Source organism: Hyphomonas oceanitis SCH89, from assembly GCF_000685295.1.
Classification (GTDB): domain Bacteria; phylum Pseudomonadota; class Alphaproteobacteria; order Caulobacterales; family Hyphomonadaceae; genus Hyphomonas; species Hyphomonas oceanitis.
Genome location: NZ_ARYL01000003.1, coordinates 151,909 through 168,289, shown reverse-complemented (window position 1 = coordinate 168,289; position 16,381 = coordinate 151,909). Strand labels below are relative to the sequence as shown.

At 59.8% G+C, this 16,381-nt stretch carries 16 protein-coding genes and 1 pseudogene; 5 read left to right on the top strand and 12 right to left on the bottom strand.

The window, feature by feature from the left end; translation table 11 throughout:
• Positions 1-68: 68 nt before the first annotated feature.
• Positions 69-623 (top strand): c-type cytochrome, encoded by a 555-nt coding sequence (locus HOC_RS03630; protein ID WP_035535910.1) that lies wholly within the window; start codon positions 69-71, stop codon positions 621-623.
• Between the two features lie 11 nt (positions 624-634).
• Here the strand turns inward: HOC_RS03630 and HOC_RS03625 are convergent, their stop codons facing one another.
• The 5 genes from HOC_RS03625 to HOC_RS03605 all read right to left on the bottom strand — a co-directional run bounded on the left by HOC_RS03625 (position 635) and on the right by HOC_RS03605 (position 4,526).
• A complete protein-coding gene (locus HOC_RS03625; RefSeq protein WP_035535909.1) occupies positions 635-1,327 on the bottom strand; it encodes a hypothetical protein in 693 nt (230 codons plus the stop codon).
• 68 nt (positions 1,328-1,395) lie between these two features.
• On the bottom strand, positions 1,396-1,794 hold the full coding sequence (locus HOC_RS03620) for a VOC family protein (protein ID WP_035535908.1): 399 nt from the start codon (positions 1,792-1,794) through the stop codon (positions 1,396-1,398).
• A 141-nt stretch (positions 1,795-1,935) separates the two neighbouring features.
• On the bottom strand, positions 1,936-2,430 hold the full coding sequence (locus HOC_RS03615; RefSeq protein ID WP_241766885.1) for a MarR family winged helix-turn-helix transcriptional regulator: 495 nt from the start codon (positions 2,428-2,430) through the stop codon (positions 1,936-1,938).
• Between the two features lie 257 nt (positions 2,431-2,687).
• Positions 2,688-3,392: a DUF805 domain-containing protein gene (locus HOC_RS03610; protein ID WP_035535906.1), complete on the bottom strand. Its 705-nt coding sequence runs from the start codon at positions 3,390-3,392 to the stop codon at positions 2,688-2,690.
• A gap of 72 nt (positions 3,393-3,464) precedes the next feature.
• Positions 3,465-4,526 (bottom strand): enoyl-CoA hydratase/isomerase family protein, encoded by a 1,062-nt coding sequence (locus tag HOC_RS03605; RefSeq protein WP_035535905.1) that lies wholly within the window; start codon positions 4,524-4,526, stop codon positions 3,465-3,467.
• A 134-nt stretch (positions 4,527-4,660) separates the two neighbouring features.
• On the opposite strand from HOC_RS03605, the gene HOC_RS03600 reads away from it, so the two are divergent.
• Positions 4,661-4,930 carry a PilZ domain-containing protein gene (locus HOC_RS03600; protein ID WP_035535904.1) on the top strand — a complete coding sequence of 90 codons (270 nt, stop codon included), beginning with the start codon at positions 4,661-4,663 and terminating at the stop codon, positions 4,928-4,930.
• On the opposite strand, the gene HOC_RS03595 is transcribed toward HOC_RS03600, so the two are convergent.
• From HOC_RS03595 to HOC_RS03570, 7 genes and pseudogenes are all read right to left on the bottom strand, one after another.
• A complete protein-coding gene (locus HOC_RS03595; RefSeq protein ID WP_035535903.1) occupies positions 4,927-5,766 on the bottom strand; it encodes a TauD/TfdA dioxygenase family protein in 840 nt (279 codons plus the stop codon). The genes HOC_RS03600 and HOC_RS03595 overlap by 4 nt on opposite strands.
• Before the next feature lie 84 nt (positions 5,767-5,850).
• Positions 5,851-8,382: a zinc-dependent metalloprotease gene (locus HOC_RS03590; protein ID WP_035535902.1), complete on the bottom strand. Its 2,532-nt coding sequence runs from the start codon at positions 8,380-8,382 to the stop codon at positions 5,851-5,853.
• Positions 8,383-8,527: 145 nt separating this feature from the next.
• The gene (locus tag HOC_RS03585; RefSeq protein WP_035535901.1) at positions 8,528-9,001 is read right to left on the bottom strand and encodes a hypothetical protein; all 474 of its coding nucleotides are present in this window, start codon (positions 8,999-9,001) and stop codon (positions 8,528-8,530) included.
• A gap of 259 nt (positions 9,002-9,260) precedes the next feature.
• Complete coding sequence (locus tag HOC_RS21005; protein ID WP_051624489.1) at positions 9,261-10,814, bottom strand: hypothetical protein; 1,554 nt, start codon at positions 10,812-10,814, stop codon at positions 9,261-9,263.
• Between the two features lie 168 nt (positions 10,815-10,982).
• Positions 10,983-11,096 (bottom strand): annotated as a pseudogene (locus tag HOC_RS21665) (acyl-CoA dehydrogenase family protein); the annotation flags it as partial.
• A gap of 1 nt (position 11,097) precedes the next feature.
• A complete protein-coding gene (locus HOC_RS03575) occupies positions 11,098-12,570 on the bottom strand; it encodes a DUF1963 domain-containing protein (protein ID WP_084146114.1) in 1,473 nt (490 codons plus the stop codon).
• A 41-nt stretch (positions 12,571-12,611) separates the two neighbouring features.
• Complete coding sequence (locus HOC_RS03570) at positions 12,612-13,751, bottom strand: isobutyryl-CoA dehydrogenase (protein ID WP_035535899.1); 1,140 nt, start codon at positions 13,749-13,751, stop codon at positions 12,612-12,614.
• A gap of 62 nt (positions 13,752-13,813) precedes the next feature.
• On the opposite strand from HOC_RS03570, the gene HOC_RS03565 reads away from it, so the two are divergent.
• From HOC_RS03565 to HOC_RS03555, 3 genes are all read left to right on the top strand, one after another.
• Positions 13,814-14,350, top strand: a complete 537-nt coding sequence (locus tag HOC_RS03565; protein ID WP_051624488.1) for a GNAT family N-acetyltransferase — start codon at positions 13,814-13,816, stop codon at positions 14,348-14,350.
• A gap of 30 nt (positions 14,351-14,380) precedes the next feature.
• The gene (gene hemB, locus HOC_RS03560; protein WP_035535898.1) at positions 14,381-15,376 is read left to right on the top strand and encodes a porphobilinogen synthase; all 996 of its coding nucleotides are present in this window, start codon (positions 14,381-14,383) and stop codon (positions 15,374-15,376) included.
• 163 nt (positions 15,377-15,539) lie between these two features.
• Positions 15,540-16,232 carry a hypothetical protein gene (locus HOC_RS03555; protein ID WP_156950365.1) on the top strand — a complete coding sequence of 231 codons (693 nt, stop codon included), beginning with the start codon at positions 15,540-15,542 and terminating at the stop codon, positions 16,230-16,232.
• Positions 16,233-16,381 lie beyond the last annotated feature (149 nt).

Here is a 16,381-nt window from a genome sequence, read left to right as displayed (position 1 = left end):
AGGCGGTTGCAACCCGCAACGCTTCGGCTCACATTGCCCCTCGACTGTCTCAAGAGGATACAAAGACCATGCTGAAGCCCGTTGCCGCAATCGCCGCCCTTGCCATGATTGCCGCATGTGGCGGCTCTGGCGCCGACGAATCCACCCCGCCTGAAGTCACCGCAGCGCCTGCCGCAACCCCGGCGCCGGTCGCAGCGTCAACCCCGGCCCCCGCACCTGTTGCTGTAGCGCCCGGCGAACCCAGCCCTGAATTCGCGAGCCTCCCCGCCCCCTACAACGCGGCCAACTACGCGATCGGCAAGCGCACGTTCAAACTCTGCCAGTCATGCCACCTCACGGCTGAGGGTGCCGGCAATCTCGTCGGCCCCAACCTGCACGGCCTTTTTGGCCGCGAGGTCGGTTCGCTTCCAGGCTTTGCCTATTCCGATGCGCTGACTAATGCCGATTTCATCTGGGAGCCTCACCATCTCGACGAATGGCTGACCAATCCGCGCGCCTACCTCCCGGGTAACCGCATGAGTTTTGCCGGCGTCCGCAAGCCGGCAGACCGCGATGCCCTCATCGCCTACCTGATGCTTGAGACCGGCTACACGTCAGCTGAAGGCGACGCCCCGAACGAGTAAGCGCCTCAGCCTTAGCGCCGTGTGGTGAGCGCCACCAGCCAGGCGCTCTCCTCATACGCGCCGCCAAATTCCTCGCGATAGCCAACCGCCACATCGACATGCCCGAAGTGATAGCCGATCTGCGACTCGTACTTGTTCGAGTCCGCGCTGTCATTGCTGCGTTCCAGCCACACCTGCTGAGTCACGAAGATGCGGTCGCTGATATCGGCGCCATAACCGAACTCCGCCCGCTCGCGAACACAACCGTCCTGGTGGCTGATCGCGGCGACATCGGCGAACAGGTAATAACCAAGGCTGCGCCGCACGCCTGAATAGCCGCTGCTAAGCCGCGCCTCAGCGCCCCACTCGTCGCAGCCATAAGTGCCCGCAATCGCGCTGCCATATACCGGACCACCCTCAACGCCGAACGTGAACCCCTTACGCGACCAGAGCTGACGCCGCGCTGTCAGCCGATATGACTGGCGGTCAATGCTGCCAATACTGTCTTGGTAGGCCACCGCTTCGCTCTTGCCCGTCAGCGTCCAGCGGTCGGTCAGACCATACTCGCCATAGACATCCGCCCGGTAGCCGTTGATCCCCTCGAGCGTCTCGCTGGAGACGAGGCCGCGCAGGTAAAAGCCGCCCAGATCACGCGCCCAAGGGCCCGCCTCAGCCGGACCTACGGCGACAATCGCACCGAGAAGAACTGCACCCCATCCCCGCATGGTTGCAAAGGTTAATGGAAAAACGCAGCGCCGCCCAGCAAAAAATGGCGCCCCGTATCCAGCCTTTATCAGGCACCCCAGGACGTATTCTGCAACACAACACGATAACCGTCAGGATCCTCGAACGTCACGCCTTTCGCGTCCCAATAGGCATTGAATGCCTTAACCGGACTGAACCCCGCCGCGCGCATACGCTCCACGGCCGCCGCGAACCGATCCGCTTCCGGCAGGTAGAACACAAGCAGGTTGTCTTCGGTCGGCGCACGCCCCGCAGCATGGCCGTGCGCGGTTGTGAACTCCATATGATAGGGCGCGCCGGGATGCCCCAGCATCACGCCATCAAAATCATCATGGTCGCGGAATTCATAAAGAACGCTGAAGCCCAGCCCGTCCCGGTAAAATGGAAGCAAGGCGTCCAGGTCATCCGTCGGACGGGCAATACGGATCGTCGCGTGCTCAAGGGTCATGTCTGTTCTCCAGTGGTTTCAAACATGGCCTTGTCGGACCTCAACCAAGGTTGAGGTCAATAACCTAACTGCCCCTCACAGCAAAAAGCCCCCGCCATGCGGCAGGGGCTTTTACTTGGAGACGCAGATTGCGGCGTTCGCCTAGAGGCGGAAGCGGATCTGGTCGGACCAGAAGCGCTCAAGGCGCGAAATGGTCTTGTTCAGCTGCGAGAGATCGTCATGACGCACGCTCGCCGTTGGTTCAAGAGCGGTAGCCTGCTTCTCGAACAGGTTAGCCACGCGGTCACGCACTTTCAGGCCACGCTCGGTCAGACGCAAGGTCACCGTACGCTTGTCATCCTCGGAACGCGTCTGGATCAGGTAGCCGCCTTCCTGGAGTTTCTTGACGTTGTACGACAGGCTGGTGCCGGCAAAGGCGCCACGGGCCCGCAGGACCGAAGCCGGAGCTTCGTCATCGCCAATCTCATAGATCAGCAGAGCCTGGACGCCGGTCAGCGACCGTTCACCACCGCGCTCGAGATCGTCCTTGACGACATTGTGAAGACGACGGTGCGCCTGTTCAAGAAGGGAGAGAGACTTGAGGAAAGACTCGCCGACGGAAAGGGGTGCAGTTTCCTGCATTTCAGAAATCATCATTAGTATCACCATCACTCAACTTTTGTTGTAGTTTGAGTATATTTACGCTGGCATTCCTAATGAATTGATAAGCATAGGTCTTTTTCAAGTGAAGAGAGTTAACATTTGGCCGAATGCATTAACCGTTACTGCGACGAAACGGCTTTTTGCCCCAAAACACCCCTAAAACTCCCGCATCACGCGAAAAAATGGCCGCGTCCCGAAGGAGGCGGCCATCTATTCATCATCAATACTTGGTTAAGCAGACTTATACAGCGTCAGGCGAATGTATCGGCTGTCATGGCACCAGCATACTTCGGGCTCGGCCCATGCTTGTTGGTGGCCGGCTTGCTGTCCATGAACATGAAGACCAGAAGAATGAACCCACCGACATAGGGCACGAGGTTGAGCAGGACGAGCCAGCCGCTCAGGTCCTGGTCATGCAACCGCCTCACGCTGATCGATAGGCCTGGAAGTATATTATAGAGCCAGAACAGGATGGTCAGGACCGGAACGATGTTCGGGTCGCCATATTCACTCGTTCCATAGAATGACAGGCTCAGAACGACATCAATAATAAAGACGACGAAGTAGGTGATCAGCACGAACAGGAAATAGCCCCAGTATTCCGCTCGGCGGGCCCGGCCATTGAACTGGGCAAAGTTCTTCGTCAACGCCCTTATGAAATAGGTCCACAGGCCGTCGCTCGGCTGCGGAACAGGTGCAGCATAGGCAGGCGCCGGCATGCTTGGAGCCGCCGGATAAGGCGCCGCCGCCGCCGCTTGTGCGGCCGCGGGCGCAGCGCCCAGCGCATAGATGTCCCGCGCCTCCTCGCCCATGCTGACGAAATCGACGGTTTGGCCCGCCTGCAGCACCGAGCCATTGCGCACCTGAACCTGCGAGAACTGGTAACGCTGCCCATCCTCACCCAGGATCAAGCCTGCCCCGTCAGGGCTATCTGCCTTCAAAACCTCACCACGCATTGAATCGCTCCATCAGCTGCCGCGTCGTTCTTGACCGAGGGAGCAGCCGGTTGTCCACCCCAAACCGCTCGATCAGTCGAATTCGAGTTCGTCCGCCCCAAGCGGCTCGAAATAGCGCGCCACATCCGCCACGCCGACATCCTCCAGACGCGCGGGCGACCATTTGGGCGCATTATCCTTGTCCACGATCACCGCCCGCACGCCCTCAAGGAAGTCGGCGCTCTGCACCTTGCGCCAGCCAATGCGGTATTCCATCCGCATATTGTCCTCGAACGTCTCCGCCGCAGCGCCCTCACGCAGCTGGCGCAGGGCCACTTTCATGGTCTCGGGCGACTTGGTCTTCATCACAGCCAGCTGCTCGCGCGCCCACTCGCCTCCATCGGCCTCCAGCGCTGCCACGATCGCCTCCACTGTATCCAGCGCAAAGCAGCGATCCATCACGTCGACATGCGGGCCATAGGTCGCGTCCGTCACGGCATGCGTCAGCGTCCGCAGGATCTCGTTCAGCAGGTTCGCTGCGTCCACCGAGAAGTCAGCGCCTTCAATCTGCTTCCTCAAATTGCCGATCAGTTCTGACGGTATGAAATGCGTCGCCACCCGCGCCGCTGCGACGTCACTGCCCTTCAGCCGCGCGCCTGTCAGCGCCAGCCATGTGCCGAGCGCCCCGCTGAGGCGCGGCAGGAACCAGCCACCGCCCACATCCGGGAACAGGCCAATCCCCGTCTCCGGCATGGCGAACAGCGTCCGCTCCGTCGCCACCCGGTGCGAGCCGTGCACCGAAAGGCCCACGCCCCCGCCCATTGTCACGCCGTCCATGATCGCCAGCACAGGCTTCGGGAATGTCTTCAGCGCGGCATTCATCCGGTACTCGACATTGAAAAAGGCACGCGCCTCGCTGGCATCCCCCGCGCCGCTTTCCGCAAGCATGCGTATGTCGCCGCCGGCGCAGAAGCCGCGCGTGCCCTCTTCATGCTCCACCATGACCAGATGAACCGTGGGATCCTCCGCCCAGCGCTCCAGCGCCGACAGGATGGTCTCGCACATGGGCGCATTCAGCGCGTGCAGCGCAGATGGCCGGGTCAGTGTAATACGGCCCAAGCCTTTGTGAACTTCGATCCTGACGTCTTCAGTCATCTGGCTTTCCTTTTTCTTCTCTTATGCGAATGCTTTAAAACGACCATCAATACAGGACAATCTGTTTACCAGTTTCTGGCATATATACTTGTGGACGCACCAATACAGGCACGCGGCGTCCCCGAGGAGCCGTCATGGATACGACACCAAATCGCAGGGGCGGCCGAAAGCCGATTACCGGAACCGGCGTCATCAAACTAGGCCTGTTCAAGCGCCTGAGTTGCGAAATCCGCGATGTCTCGCCCGGCGGCGCCCGCATCGTCACGCCCGAAGGCGCTGACCTGCCCGAACGCTTCACCATGCGCATGCCGCATTTCAAGACCCCCCGCACCTGCATTCGCCGCTGGCAGAGCGGCAGCGAGACCGGGGTCGAGTTCGCCAACGCCGTCCCCATAGAAGACTAGTTCAGCGCGCAGCCTTCCAGCGTGATGCGGTGCATGATGCGCCGCTGGCCGTGATAATCATTCAGCGCCCAGTGCCAGGTTGAGCGGTTGTCCCAGAAAGCCACCGATCCCGGCTTCCAGCTGAACCGGTACGCATTCTCCATATTCATCGCATGCGCATACAGTTTCGCCAGCAATGGCATCGCCGCCTCCTGCGTCCGCCCCGCAATGCCCACCGTAAAAGCCGGGTTCACATAAAGTGCCTTCTTGCCACTCAACGGGTGCGTGATGACCATCGGGTGCACCACATCGTCCAGCACGTCAGCCGCCGCCGCATTGCCGATCCGCTCGCCGCCTGCATCTGTCTTGTTGTAATACGTCTGCCCCTGCGACCCGAAAATCTGCTTGGCCGAATGCACGGCGCGCCGGCCCTCGATCTCGGCCTTGGTCTCATCGTCCAGAGTTTCATAGGCGCGGTACATGCTGGCAAAGAACGTATCGCCGCCGCTCTCCGGCAACACGCGCGCCACAAGGATCGATCCCATCGCCGGGATCTCGTCATAGGAATGGTCGGTATGCCAGCCACCGCCAATATTGTCCTTCTGGTCGGCCTCCTTGGCCACCATGGCGATCTGCGGATACTTTGGATGCGCCGCGAAGAACCGGTTCACATTGATCGGCGCCCAGCGCTCGGCAAAGGCGATATGGTCTTCCTCGCTTAGGTCCTGGTCGCGGAAGAAGATCACGCCATGATCGGCATAGGCCTGCCGGAGCGCATCAAACTCCCCGTCCGTCACCTTGCGCAGGTCCACGCCCGTAATCTCCGCGCCCACGCCGGGCAATGTCTCGATATGCATAGGTCTCTCCCGATCCGCCGGCTTCACCCGGTCTTGCGGGATCAGCCTACTCCAGACGCGGCAGCAGGCAAGCGCACAATTCGCCTACCGGCCCGCCGCCAGCAGCGCCGTATCGCAGTGCCAGCATTCTTCCGCGCTGCCACCGCCAATCGGGCTGCCCGGCGGCACATTCGTGCCTTTCGCGCCCGGCATATAGGCCTCGGCTGGCCGCGCCAGATGCGCCGCAATCCGCCGCACCAGATCGGTCCGCGTCGCCGTATCCGTTCCCGCCACCGGCTTCTCCAGCTTCTGGCCCAGCGCCATCAGATAGCCATTCGTCTCGGCCACCACTTCCGGCGTCGCCTTGCCGCCCGCCGCCAGATCTATCAGCGTCGACACATAGCGCACCTGCTCGCGGTGCAGGATCGTGGCCTGCCGCGGCGCTCCCGGCGCCATGAACACCGCGCCTTCAATTGCGCCCAGCACCTTGCCATAGGTCAGCGCGCCGGGCTCACGCCGCGCCGTCTCCACCAGCCGCGCCGCCCGCGCCGGATGCAGCAGCGCGCCCAGCGTCGTTGACGCCGCCGTATCCGCCGCCGCCAGCAGGTCGAACATCGCGCCCGTCTCCCCGTTGAAATATTCCGCGCCGCTATCCGTCCCGAAGAAGGAATCGAGCGGCGTGTTCAACAGGTTCAATGTCGCATCTGGCAGGTCGAGCGCAGCCGGGTCCAGCGTCGCTACCAGCGCAGCCAGGGCCTCGCGTTGCCGATCAGCAGGCACCGGCATGCCGCGTCCGCCGCCATCCCCATTCACCGCATACTGGAAGTCATACCCGCCAACGGACTTCGCCGCTGCCGCCACTTCATACCGGTGATAAAGATAAACCGGCACCAGCACCGCGCGCAGGTCAAACGTCGGCTGGCCCGGCCGAATGTCGCCCAACCCGAATTTCGCGAGCGCTATTTTCCGCACACGCATCGTCTCGCCCAGCGCCGCAATCGGATCGTTTCCATTGTCCCACACGCTCGCATAGGGGTGGCTCGTGCCCGTGCCCCGCGCCTGCGGATCATCCACGAAGCGCAGCCCACTCGCATAGGCCGCGCTCAGCACCTTGCTGCCTTCGGCGCCCGCATCGCTGCCCGGTGCGTACTGCCCATACAGCCAGCGCGCCGCCACCTTGTCCCACGCGCCAATGCCCTCGGCATAGGCCTGTGAGAAGTCCAGCGTCCCATCCGCCTTCGCCGTCACCAGCGGCGCCGGATAATCCATCACAGAGGCCCGGTCATTCGCCGAGGCCGCAAAATTATGCGCAAAGCCCAGCGTGTGGCCTACTTCATGCGCGGCCAGCTGGCGAATACGGTCAAGCGCCAGCTCCACCGGATCGTCCGCCTCGCCCGTGCCCGTCTTCGCCGTGCCGCCGAGGCCTTCAAAAATCATCCGGTCCTGCCGCACGCGCTGGCTGCCGAGAATGACATTCGCCTTCAGCATCTCGCCTGTACGCGGATCATACACACCGCCGCCATAGCTCCAGCCTCGCGTCTGCCGGTGCGTCCACTGGATCACATTGTAACGCACGTCCAGCGGATGCGCGCCCTCCGGCAGAACCTTCACCTCGAATGAATCCGGAAAGCCCGCCGCCGCAAAGGCATCCGCCCACCAGGACGTGCCCTCCATCAGCGCGTTGCGGATCTCCTCCGGCGCGCCGGAATCCACATAGAATACCAGCGGCGTCTTCGCCGGGCTGCTCGCCGCTGTCGGGTCCTGCTTCTCCAGCCGGAAACGCCGGGCGAAAGACTGGCGCACCTGCCCCGAAAGCGGCGCCGAGAAATCATAGAAGCCCACATCAATCGCTCCGCTGCGCGGATCAAACGCGCGCGGCGTATAACCATCGTCCGGCAGGCGCACCAGCGACTGGTGCTGCACCAGCGTGAAGGCCCGCGCATCCGCTGCGGTCGCCCGCACCTGCGATTTTGGCTCGTCGCTTGTCAGCGTCAGGAAGGCATCGAATTCCACATTGTCCGGAAAGGCAAAGGCCGCGCCCGTGTCCGGCATCGTGCGGTCTTCGGCAATCGCAAAGCTGCCGCCTTCCTCATTCGCCTGCAGCGCCCCGCGCACGTCCAGCGCGTCCCGCGTCAGGAAGCCCGACAGGTCCACCAGCAGCGCGCCGTCCGCACCTTCCGCAATGATATCGCCCGACCAGAGGAAAGACCGCGCAAAGGATTCCCGCACCGCCTTGCGCTCCAGCGGATTGTCCGCGCTCGCCCGGTAGGTCCAGTTCTCTTTCTCCGCGACCAGCTTCTTGCCGACACGTCGGAACGCAAGAATGCCGCCCTCGTCGAAATAGCCCCGGTTCAGCCCGATGGGATTGGAGCCGAGCCCCGCCGTCAGCCCTGCCGAATGGATCGCCCGCAGCGACAGCCCGTCCCCATCCGGCGCTGGAAACGCCGCCAGCACGCGACCGCCCTTGGCGTCGACATAGAGATCAAGAAAGCCCTCGCTCTGCTTCAGCCCCTTGGTCGCCACGCCCCAGTCTCCCGACGCCGGCGCCTCAGCCGCCACAGACGCTTTCGGCTGCGCCGCACAGGCAGGTGGCAGGAATGAAAGGGCAGCAATGGCGAGGGCGGCAACAAGGCGCATAGGGCAACTCCGGTAATGTCTGGCTGCCCGCAAGCTGCCGCATCCCCCGAAGGAGTTCAAACCCTTTCGCCCCAATAGGTCTTAAAAACGGTAGGGTGGGTTGAGCGAAGCGATACCCACCACCCGTCGCGCTATCCTTGCGCGTTCACCCGTCGCAAGCCTGCGAATCCCGCTGAATGCCCACATCCTTCACCTTGCCCGACACATTATCCACGTCGAAATAGATGTCGCCATAGCCATAGAGCGTGACATCTTCCTGCGTCACCACGCATTTCGGCTTGCCATAGGCACCGCGCGCCAGGATCTGCTCGGCGCCGGGCCCAACGCCAACATCGGTGCGATAGCTCGGATCATCCGCGATGATCCAGTACACATTGTCGTCGGCCGCTACTGTCAGCCCGTCATAGAAATAGGTCGTCGCCCGCGTATTCGGTATCGGCGTCGTCTTGCGCGGATTGCCCTTCGCCGCGAACAGCTCGAACAGCGTCATCCCCAATTTGACATCGCCAACCCGCTCACCCGGCACAATCAGATTGTCATTGAGGCTTCGCGGTGCGCTCGCACAGGCCCCAAGACCCAACACCATCGCCGCCACACATATATTCCGGACCACATTCATCGCGGGTCCTCCATCATCACGCGCTACAAGGACGCACAGCTCACCGCATCGACGCCCCAATGTCGAGGCGCGAACAGCACGAAATCATCACTATACGCGCAAACCAGCCACAATTTTTCGTAATGTATACTGATCTGTAATGTGGGAAAATCAGCGCACCACAAGCGCCGCCAACCTCTGAAATTAAAAAGGGGCGCATCATGGCCAATGGCCTCGATGCGCCCCAATCATGTAACAGGCACGGATCGGCCCTCTGGTTCTATTGTTTCGGCCAGAGCGTCTGGTTGCTCTGGTCAAGCACCTTCAGCTGGCGGTTCTCGATCGCAAGAACGGCTTGCGGATTCTCGACACCGGTTTGCCAAATGATATTATCCCGCGCATCCAGAAGAACAAAATTGCCGGACATCTGAAGCTCGGCGCTCTTGCCGTTGAGAGGCGCCTGCGCGTCATTATGGCTTCCCCATACGAACGCATCACCCTTGTCATAAACAACGAGGTTTCCGTCATCCTGCAGCACCACGTAGTAATTCTTGGCCTTCGTGAAATACTTCTTGTTGACCTCCAACGCCGAACCGCGCGTGATGGACGGGATCGCCGCACTGTTGCGCGTCACGGCGTTCTTGATCACCTTCGTATCAGTCTCGACCTCAGCGAACATATCGACGGTGATTGTACCGTTGCGTGTGTAGGCATTCGCTTCCGTTTTACTGCCTTCGGGGCGGTAGTGATAGCGCGGGTAAAATGTCTTTGTGTTCTTGCGCCCCATAACCGAGGCCTTGATTTCCTCACCCGGCAGAACCGTCACTTCCTGGGATGCGGTGATCGCCTTGGACGTCTCTTCACCCTTGCTGGAATCGGTACCAAAGGACTGCGCCAATTCAGTACTCACTGTCAGCTCGCTACCGGCGGCACCGACACCCGGCACTTCGACGGATGCGCTGGAGGCCAGCGAAACGCCCACGGTCACCGACGTATTCTGGTTCCATGAAAAGGAGCTGCTCTTCGTTTCTGAATACGAAATCTCGAGGGTACACGTAATTGGGTTCGTTGCGTTCACATCGTTTTTGCAGACGTTCGAACCGCCGATCATTTCCTTGTCAGAGCCTGCGTTCGTCTCGGCTTCTTTCCAGGTATCCACCTTGTACATCTCATAGCCCAGGCGTTCGACTTTCAGGCTCGATACCCGGTCATCCCAGCCCTCCTTCAGCAAGTTCAGATCAAGGCCATTGCTACCGCCATCAAAGACCTCATTCTGGCTTTCGAAATTGTGACCGTCATAAAGCGTAACCTTCACGCCCGCCGGAATACGGATGGAAGACATAAGGTCGGCCAGTAGCAGCTCATGCTTTTTCGGGCTCTGATTATAGTTGCCAAGGCCAACAGTGTGAATCGTCTGGTTCGGCTTGGTATTCTCAGTCTGCGGATGCTCATACATGGTAATAGTCGGGCCATCTCCGGCCGCAGAAATCTCAAGCGAGCTGATCGCATCGCCGAACCATTGCATGTGCGGATAATTCCCGCCCCATAGCGTCGCGGAATCAGCCTTTGGCCCCAGGTCACGGTCAATGTAGATTGTGACCTTCACGTTGCGGCCGACCTTCATCGACGATATCTCGTCGCTCCAGCCCTCGAGACGCGCATGGCGTCCCAACTTGTATGTCTCTTTCGGACCTGTGCATTCAGCGTTGCCAAAAACGATGATCTCGGTTGCGGCGGGGGCACCTACCCTCGTGCAATCTGCGGCGGCAACGCCCGGAAACGCCACTGCACCCAGAATCGCGAGCACACTGCCCGCGCTGGCAAATCTATTCATTATTTTCCCTACCCTTGTTGATTGGAATTATCTTCCACAACGGGGAGGATTCCCGCGCCCAGGATAAGACTTTCCAATTTTTATTGGGGGCAGATTACGAAATCCGGACAAGATCGCAATGCTACTTCTGGGAATTACTTCTGTTGGTCTAAACTTTGGCGCTAGCCCCTAGCCCTTCAGCATATCCCGCGAAATGATCACCCGCATGATCTCGTTCGTGCCCTCAAGTATCTGGTGCACGCGCAGGTCGCGCACAATGCGCTCCACGCCATAGTCCGCCTCGCTAGTTACATTCCCGTGTCGCAAAAACTTTGTCAAAACGACGCCGCTTCAAATCTGAAGGCGATATCCAGATCTGGAATACACATGACACCCCCCTAAGCCAACGGAAATGACCTCCAAACAACTGCAGGAGAAGCACCTTGTCGCTGAATTCGTAAGGTGCCGATTGGACTGAAGTTCCATAACCAAACATTTGGTTTAAAGCAGGAGCAGTGAAGAAGGGATTAGACGGATCAATGTCTTGGCGTATCTTCTGACCAACAGACCGCGATCTTGCAAAAGTATCCACAACAGCTTTTGGATATAAGCTTTCAGCATCGACCCCTTCATGAAAGGCTCGCCTCACATTGAAAGGTATAATTCCGTTGGAGTATTTCATGACTACTTCGTTCAAAGACCTCGGAGTTGTATAATATATGAGCCCACTATCGAATTCAGGAGCCCTTCCCGCTTCTCTGGCATTGCGGTTCTCCTCGGAAATGGCAGCGTCCACAGCTTTCCAGGATTCACTAAATCCGCGCCCTGACAGTGCATTTCCATTAAGCCGTTCGAGAATATTAAGTTTGAAGTCGGCCGGCACAGGGGTCCATTCATCATGGCTTAGTGACACTTGCCGAAGCTCTTCCTTGATCTGTACGACCTCTTCGAAATGCGGCCGCACTTCGTCTATCAGGGCGAACAAGACGGAAGGCTTCTGGCATGTGCGATATTGCTCTGGCGGCTCAAGGTACAATCTTTGCCGGATATCCATCGCCCGGACCCAAAGCCTTACATCTGCCCACGTGTATGGCCCTCCCCAGAAGTCCCTTAGGATTCCCGGTTCATTGATCCTTATTTCTGCGGGAGCTCGGTCAAATTCACTCAGCCCTGAAGCGGACAGCAGACGCCGCCGAAGTGCAGCCGCTTGTTCAAGCATGTATTGCATATGCCGCTGCTCATATGCCGAACCAGTTTTCCATCCCCAAGTCGCCGCCCCGTCTTCCGAGTCCGAAATGCTACTAAATGGCGCGAAATGAACACTATATCGAAAATCCACCTTCCTGAGTAGATCAGTGTCATCAAGCCACTCATCCGGCTCCACATCGTAATTCATCTGCATTAAATCGTCCGGGGCCATTCGGGGGACGTCGGGAAGATCTTTCTTGTCGACGTAAATGACGTCGCATTGCACGTCGCGCACCTCATCCCGCGTATCCGCAAAGAACAGGAGCAAGCCAGATCGGGGCAACATTTTCCTCGCCTGAATTGGCAAATCAGCCAGATCTATCTGTCCGAGAAAAGTTTGACTACGGATGTCAGAGCCATCACCATTAACGTCAACTTTCGGCCATAAAATATCAGATGGCAGAAGGGGCAATCCACCAAAATAACTTCCTGAATATGGGGCGTCCCGACGAAGCGGCCTCTTGGCAACATCTACACAAATAGCACGGCGTCTTTGAAGCGCGATCAACAGATCATCTAACCCAACCATTTCCTGCCCCACACTTTTGGTTTGCCCCGTAGCGCTAGCCCCTACCCCTTCAGCATGTCCCGCGAGATGATCACCCGCATGATCTCGTTCGTGCCCTCGAGTATCTGGTGCACGCGCAGGTCGCGCACGATGCGCTCCACGCCATAGTCCGCGAGATAGCCATAGCCGCCATGCACCTGCAGCGCGTCATTGGCCACTTTGAACGCCGTGTCCGTCACGAACCGTTTCGCCATCGCGCACCAGCGCGTCGCGTCCGGCGTCTTGCCGTCCAGCCGCCCGGCCGCTTCGTACAGCATCACGCGCGCCGCCTGCAGCTCGGTCTCCATGTCGGCCAGCTTGAACTGCATCGACTGGAATTCCGCCAGCGCCTTGCCGAACTGCATCCGCTCCTTGGCGTAGGCCACCGCCTTGTCCAGCGCCAGCTGCGCGCCGCCGAGGGCACAGGCCGCAATGTTCAGTCGTCCGCCGTCCAGCCCCGCCATCGCAAAGCGGAAGCCATGCCCCTCTTCGCCAATCCTGTTCGCCGCCGGCACGCGCACGCCATCGAGAATCACCTGCGCCGTCGGCTGGCTCTTCCAGCCCATCTTGCGTTCGTTCGCGCCAAAGCTGAGGCCCGGCGTGCCCTTCTCGATGATGAAGGCCGACACGCCCTTGGCCCCATCGTCAGACGTGCGCGCCATCAGCACGTAAACGTCCGATGTGCCCGCGCCCGAGATGAACTGTTTCGTGCCGGTGATGACATAGTCGTCGCCATCCTTCACGGCCTTCGTCTTCAGGCTCGCCGCATCCGATCCCGCGCCCGGCTCGGTCAGGCAATAGCTCGCGATCAGCTCCATTGAGGTCAGCCGCGGCACCCAAGCCTGGCGCTGCTCCTCTGACCCGAACGTGTCGATCATCCAGCTCGCCATGTTGTGGATGGAGATGAACGCCGCCGTCGACACGTCGCCATAGGAGAGCTGCTCGAAGATCAGCGCCGCGTCGGTCCGCGTCAGGCCCGATCCGCCGACATCGTCCTTCACATAGATGCCCGCAAAGCCCAGTTCCGCCGTGCGCTTGATCACATCGACCGGAAAATGGCTCTCCTGATCCCATTTCTCCGAATGCGGCAGCAGCTGCTCCACGGCAAACTTCTGCGCCATATCGCGGATCATGACCTGCTCGTCTGTAAACATGGCGCTCATTGGCATTTTGTCCCTTATTCATTACACTCGCCAGCAATGACAAACTGCCGCCACGAGAGTCAATGCGCCGTTTACCCGACGATTATTCGATCACGCGCGCCGCTCGCGATGAGATACCTGCCCTGATCCGCGTCGATCTGGCGGCCAGCACGCTATTTGCCGAAACCGGCCTCCTCTCGGCAGAGGCCCTGAATGACCATGTGCCGCAAGAGGTTTTCGAGCAGGCCATCGCCAATGATGACCTCCTCGTCGCGCGAGACCATAAAGGCCGCGCGGTCGGATTCGCGCTCACGTCCCAGCGCGGCGGCACACTCTATCTCGACCAGATCAGCGTGCATCCCGATCATGGCCGCAAGGGCCTCGGCCGCGCCCTGATCGCCCGTCTCGCCAGCGAGGCCAAGGCCCGCAAGCTGAAATGCATTACGCTGTCCACCTTCCGCGATCTCGCCTGGAACGGCCCTTTCTATCGCCGCCTCGGCTTCCGCGAAATTGCCGCCACAAAGAAGGCCGACTGGATGATCGATCTTGAAAAGGTCCAGGCCACCAGTCTCGACCTCTCCAAGCGCTGCTTCATGATGCGTCGCATTGGCTGGTTGTAGATCGCCCCGATCTGCCGCATCTATCCGCTTATGACCCAGTTTCCCCAATCCTTCCCCGCCACCCGCATGCGCCGCCTGCGCCAGTCCCCCTGGATTCGCGGCCTTGTCGCCGAAAACACGCTGACGCCCGCCGACCTCGTCTGGGCCATTTTCGTGCATGATGGCGAGGGCCGCGTGCCCGTCGGCAGCCTTCCGGGCATCGACCGCCTCAGCGTCAAGGAAGCCGCCCTCACGGCCAAACGCGCCAGCGAGCTGGGCATCCCCGCCATCGCCCTCTTCCCCTATATCGGCCCCGAGGGGAAAGACGAGACAGGCTCCGGCGCCCTCAACCCCGACGGCCTCGTCCCTCGCGCCCTGCGCGCCATGAAGGAGGCCGCCCCCGAGATCGGCCTCATCACCGATGTCGCGCTGGACGCCTACACCACCCACGGCCATGACGGCCTGCTCGATGCCGACGGCACCATCCCGAATGATGCCACCGTGGAAAAGCTCGTCCAGCAGGCCCTCGCCCATGCCGCTGCCGGCGCCGACATTGTCGCCCCGTCAGACATGATGGATGGCCGCATCGGCGCCATCCGCCAGGCCTTCGACGACGAGGGCTTCACCAACATGATGATCCTCGCCTATGCCGCCAAATATGCGAGCGGCTTCTACGGCCCCTATCGCGACGCCATCGGCTCGGCCAAGTCCCTCAAGGGCGACAAGAAAACCTATCAGCAGGATCCCGCCAACAGCGAGGAAGCCCTGCGCGAAGTCGCGCTGGACCTCGCCGAGGGCGCCGACATGGTCATGGTCAAACCGGGTCTTCCGTATCTGGACATTGTCCACCGCGTATCCACCACATTCGGCGTCCCCACCCTCGCCTACCAGGTCTCCGGCGAATACGCCCAGATCAAGGCCGCCGCCATGAACGGCTGGATCGACGGCGACCGCGTCATGATGGAGTCCCTCATGTGCTTCAAACGCGCGGGCGCCAGCGGCATCATCACGTACTTCGCGGAAGAGGCGGCGGATAAACTGGGCTAATCAAGCTTGATCGACAGTACCTCAGCATACCTACGAATCACAGACCCATTCGCATATCGAAATTTTGCGGCTCTTGTCTAACAAGCTGCAGGTTTCTATCTGTATCGGACTTGTACCAGTCCGAAGCACATGGTTGGCTCTAGGCAGATTAGGTTATTTTCGAATGGCAAAAAAAGCTAAACGCAGCCCGAAAAAGCCTACCGGGGTGACCGGGCCGTTCAGCGTTGGGCCTCAGGGAATTACTCACCATCCGGTTCAATTTCCAGAAACCAAAACAGCAATTGAAGATATGATTGCCACACTTTTCGTCGGCAACGCCGGTCGAATGCCGATCGCATTAGCTCCTTTTTCAGAGCTCATCAGCAATGAGGAGAACGATCTCGACTTCTCAGTTGTTTGCAGCGATGGCCAAAGAAGACTGCTGGAGTTGGCAGAATTTGCACCCCTTCAAGAATTGCACGTCTCATATGATGATGCGCCTCGCCAGTTAGGTATCGGAGACATGGCCGACTTGACCTGTGCGCTTATCGAGAAGAAATCCAAACGACAAGGTGGACCTTTTCGGCTGCTACTTCTTTACAAGACTCATGAGCAGTTTTTCATTGCTCCACCTGTACAAGAATTGATCCGTCGGAGGTTAAGTCTGCAAGCACCAGCATTTGACGCTGTGTACTTCCTTTCGCCGCATGATTCGGAGCAAGCGACCGTATTCGAAGTCTGGCCAAGCAGGGCTGACCCATTTTTTACGAACACGACTGATGCGTTACTCGCCAATCTTCATTTTGTTCGCGCATATCCCGATGAATTCCAGAGACATATTATCGACAGCTATGTCGTCTATAAACGACGCACGTAGTAAGCATAGGATGCATTGCGCTACGTCTAATGCATACTACGCCGCGCCGCCTCCCCCTCCTAACGCAACCGTAACCTCCCCCGCGCAGCGCCACCCCATTCCTGCCACGATCCGCGCCTATCCCTCGGCGGTCAAATCCAGGAGTCCTC

Coding starts and splice junctions, on each gene's coding strand:
- HOC_RS03625 (WP_035535909.1), bottom strand. CDS start 1,327: ATGCGGGGATGGGGTGCAGTTCTTCTCGGTGCGATTGTCGCCGTAGGT.
- HOC_RS03630 (WP_035535910.1), top strand. CDS start 69: ATGCTGAAGCCCGTTGCCGCAATCGCCGCCCTTGCCATGATTGCCGCA.
- HOC_RS03615 (WP_241766885.1), bottom strand. CDS start 2,430: ATGATGATTTCTGAAATGCAGGAAACTGCACCCCTTTCCGTCGGCGAG.
- HOC_RS03605 (WP_035535905.1), bottom strand. CDS start 4,526: ATGACTGAAGACGTCAGGATCGAAGTTCACAAAGGCTTGGGCCGTATT.
- HOC_RS03585 (WP_035535901.1), bottom strand. CDS start 9,001: ATGAATGTGGTCCGGAATATATGTGTGGCGGCGATGGTGTTGGGTCTT.
- HOC_RS03565 (WP_051624488.1), top strand. CDS start 13,814: ATGCGCCGTTTACCCGACGATTATTCGATCACGCGCGCCGCTCGCGAT.
- hemB (WP_035535898.1), top strand. CDS start 14,381: ATGACCCAGTTTCCCCAATCCTTCCCCGCCACCCGCATGCGCCGCCTG.
- HOC_RS21005 (WP_051624489.1), bottom strand. CDS start 10,814: ATGAATAGATTTGCCAGCGCGGGCAGTGTGCTCGCGATTCTGGGTGCA.
- HOC_RS03620 (WP_035535908.1), bottom strand. CDS start 1,794: ATGACCCTTGAGCACGCGACGATCCGTATTGCCCGTCCGACGGATGAC.
- HOC_RS03570 (WP_035535899.1), bottom strand. CDS start 13,751: ATGAGCGCCATGTTTACAGACGAGCAGGTCATGATCCGCGATATGGCG.
- HOC_RS03595 (WP_035535903.1), bottom strand. CDS start 5,766: ATGCATATCGAGACATTGCCCGGCGTGGGCGCGGAGATTACGGGCGTG.
- HOC_RS03590 (WP_035535902.1), bottom strand. CDS start 8,382: ATGCGCCTTGTTGCCGCCCTCGCCATTGCTGCCCTTTCATTCCTGCCA.
- HOC_RS03600 (WP_035535904.1), top strand. CDS start 4,661: ATGGATACGACACCAAATCGCAGGGGCGGCCGAAAGCCGATTACCGGA.
- HOC_RS03610 (WP_035535906.1), bottom strand. CDS start 3,392: ATGCGTGGTGAGGTTTTGAAGGCAGATAGCCCTGACGGGGCAGGCTTG.
- HOC_RS03575 (WP_084146114.1), bottom strand. CDS start 12,570: ATGGTTGGGTTAGATGATCTGTTGATCGCGCTTCAAAGACGCCGTGCT.
- HOC_RS03555 (WP_156950365.1), top strand. CDS start 15,540: ATGGCAAAAAAAGCTAAACGCAGCCCGAAAAAGCCTACCGGGGTGACC.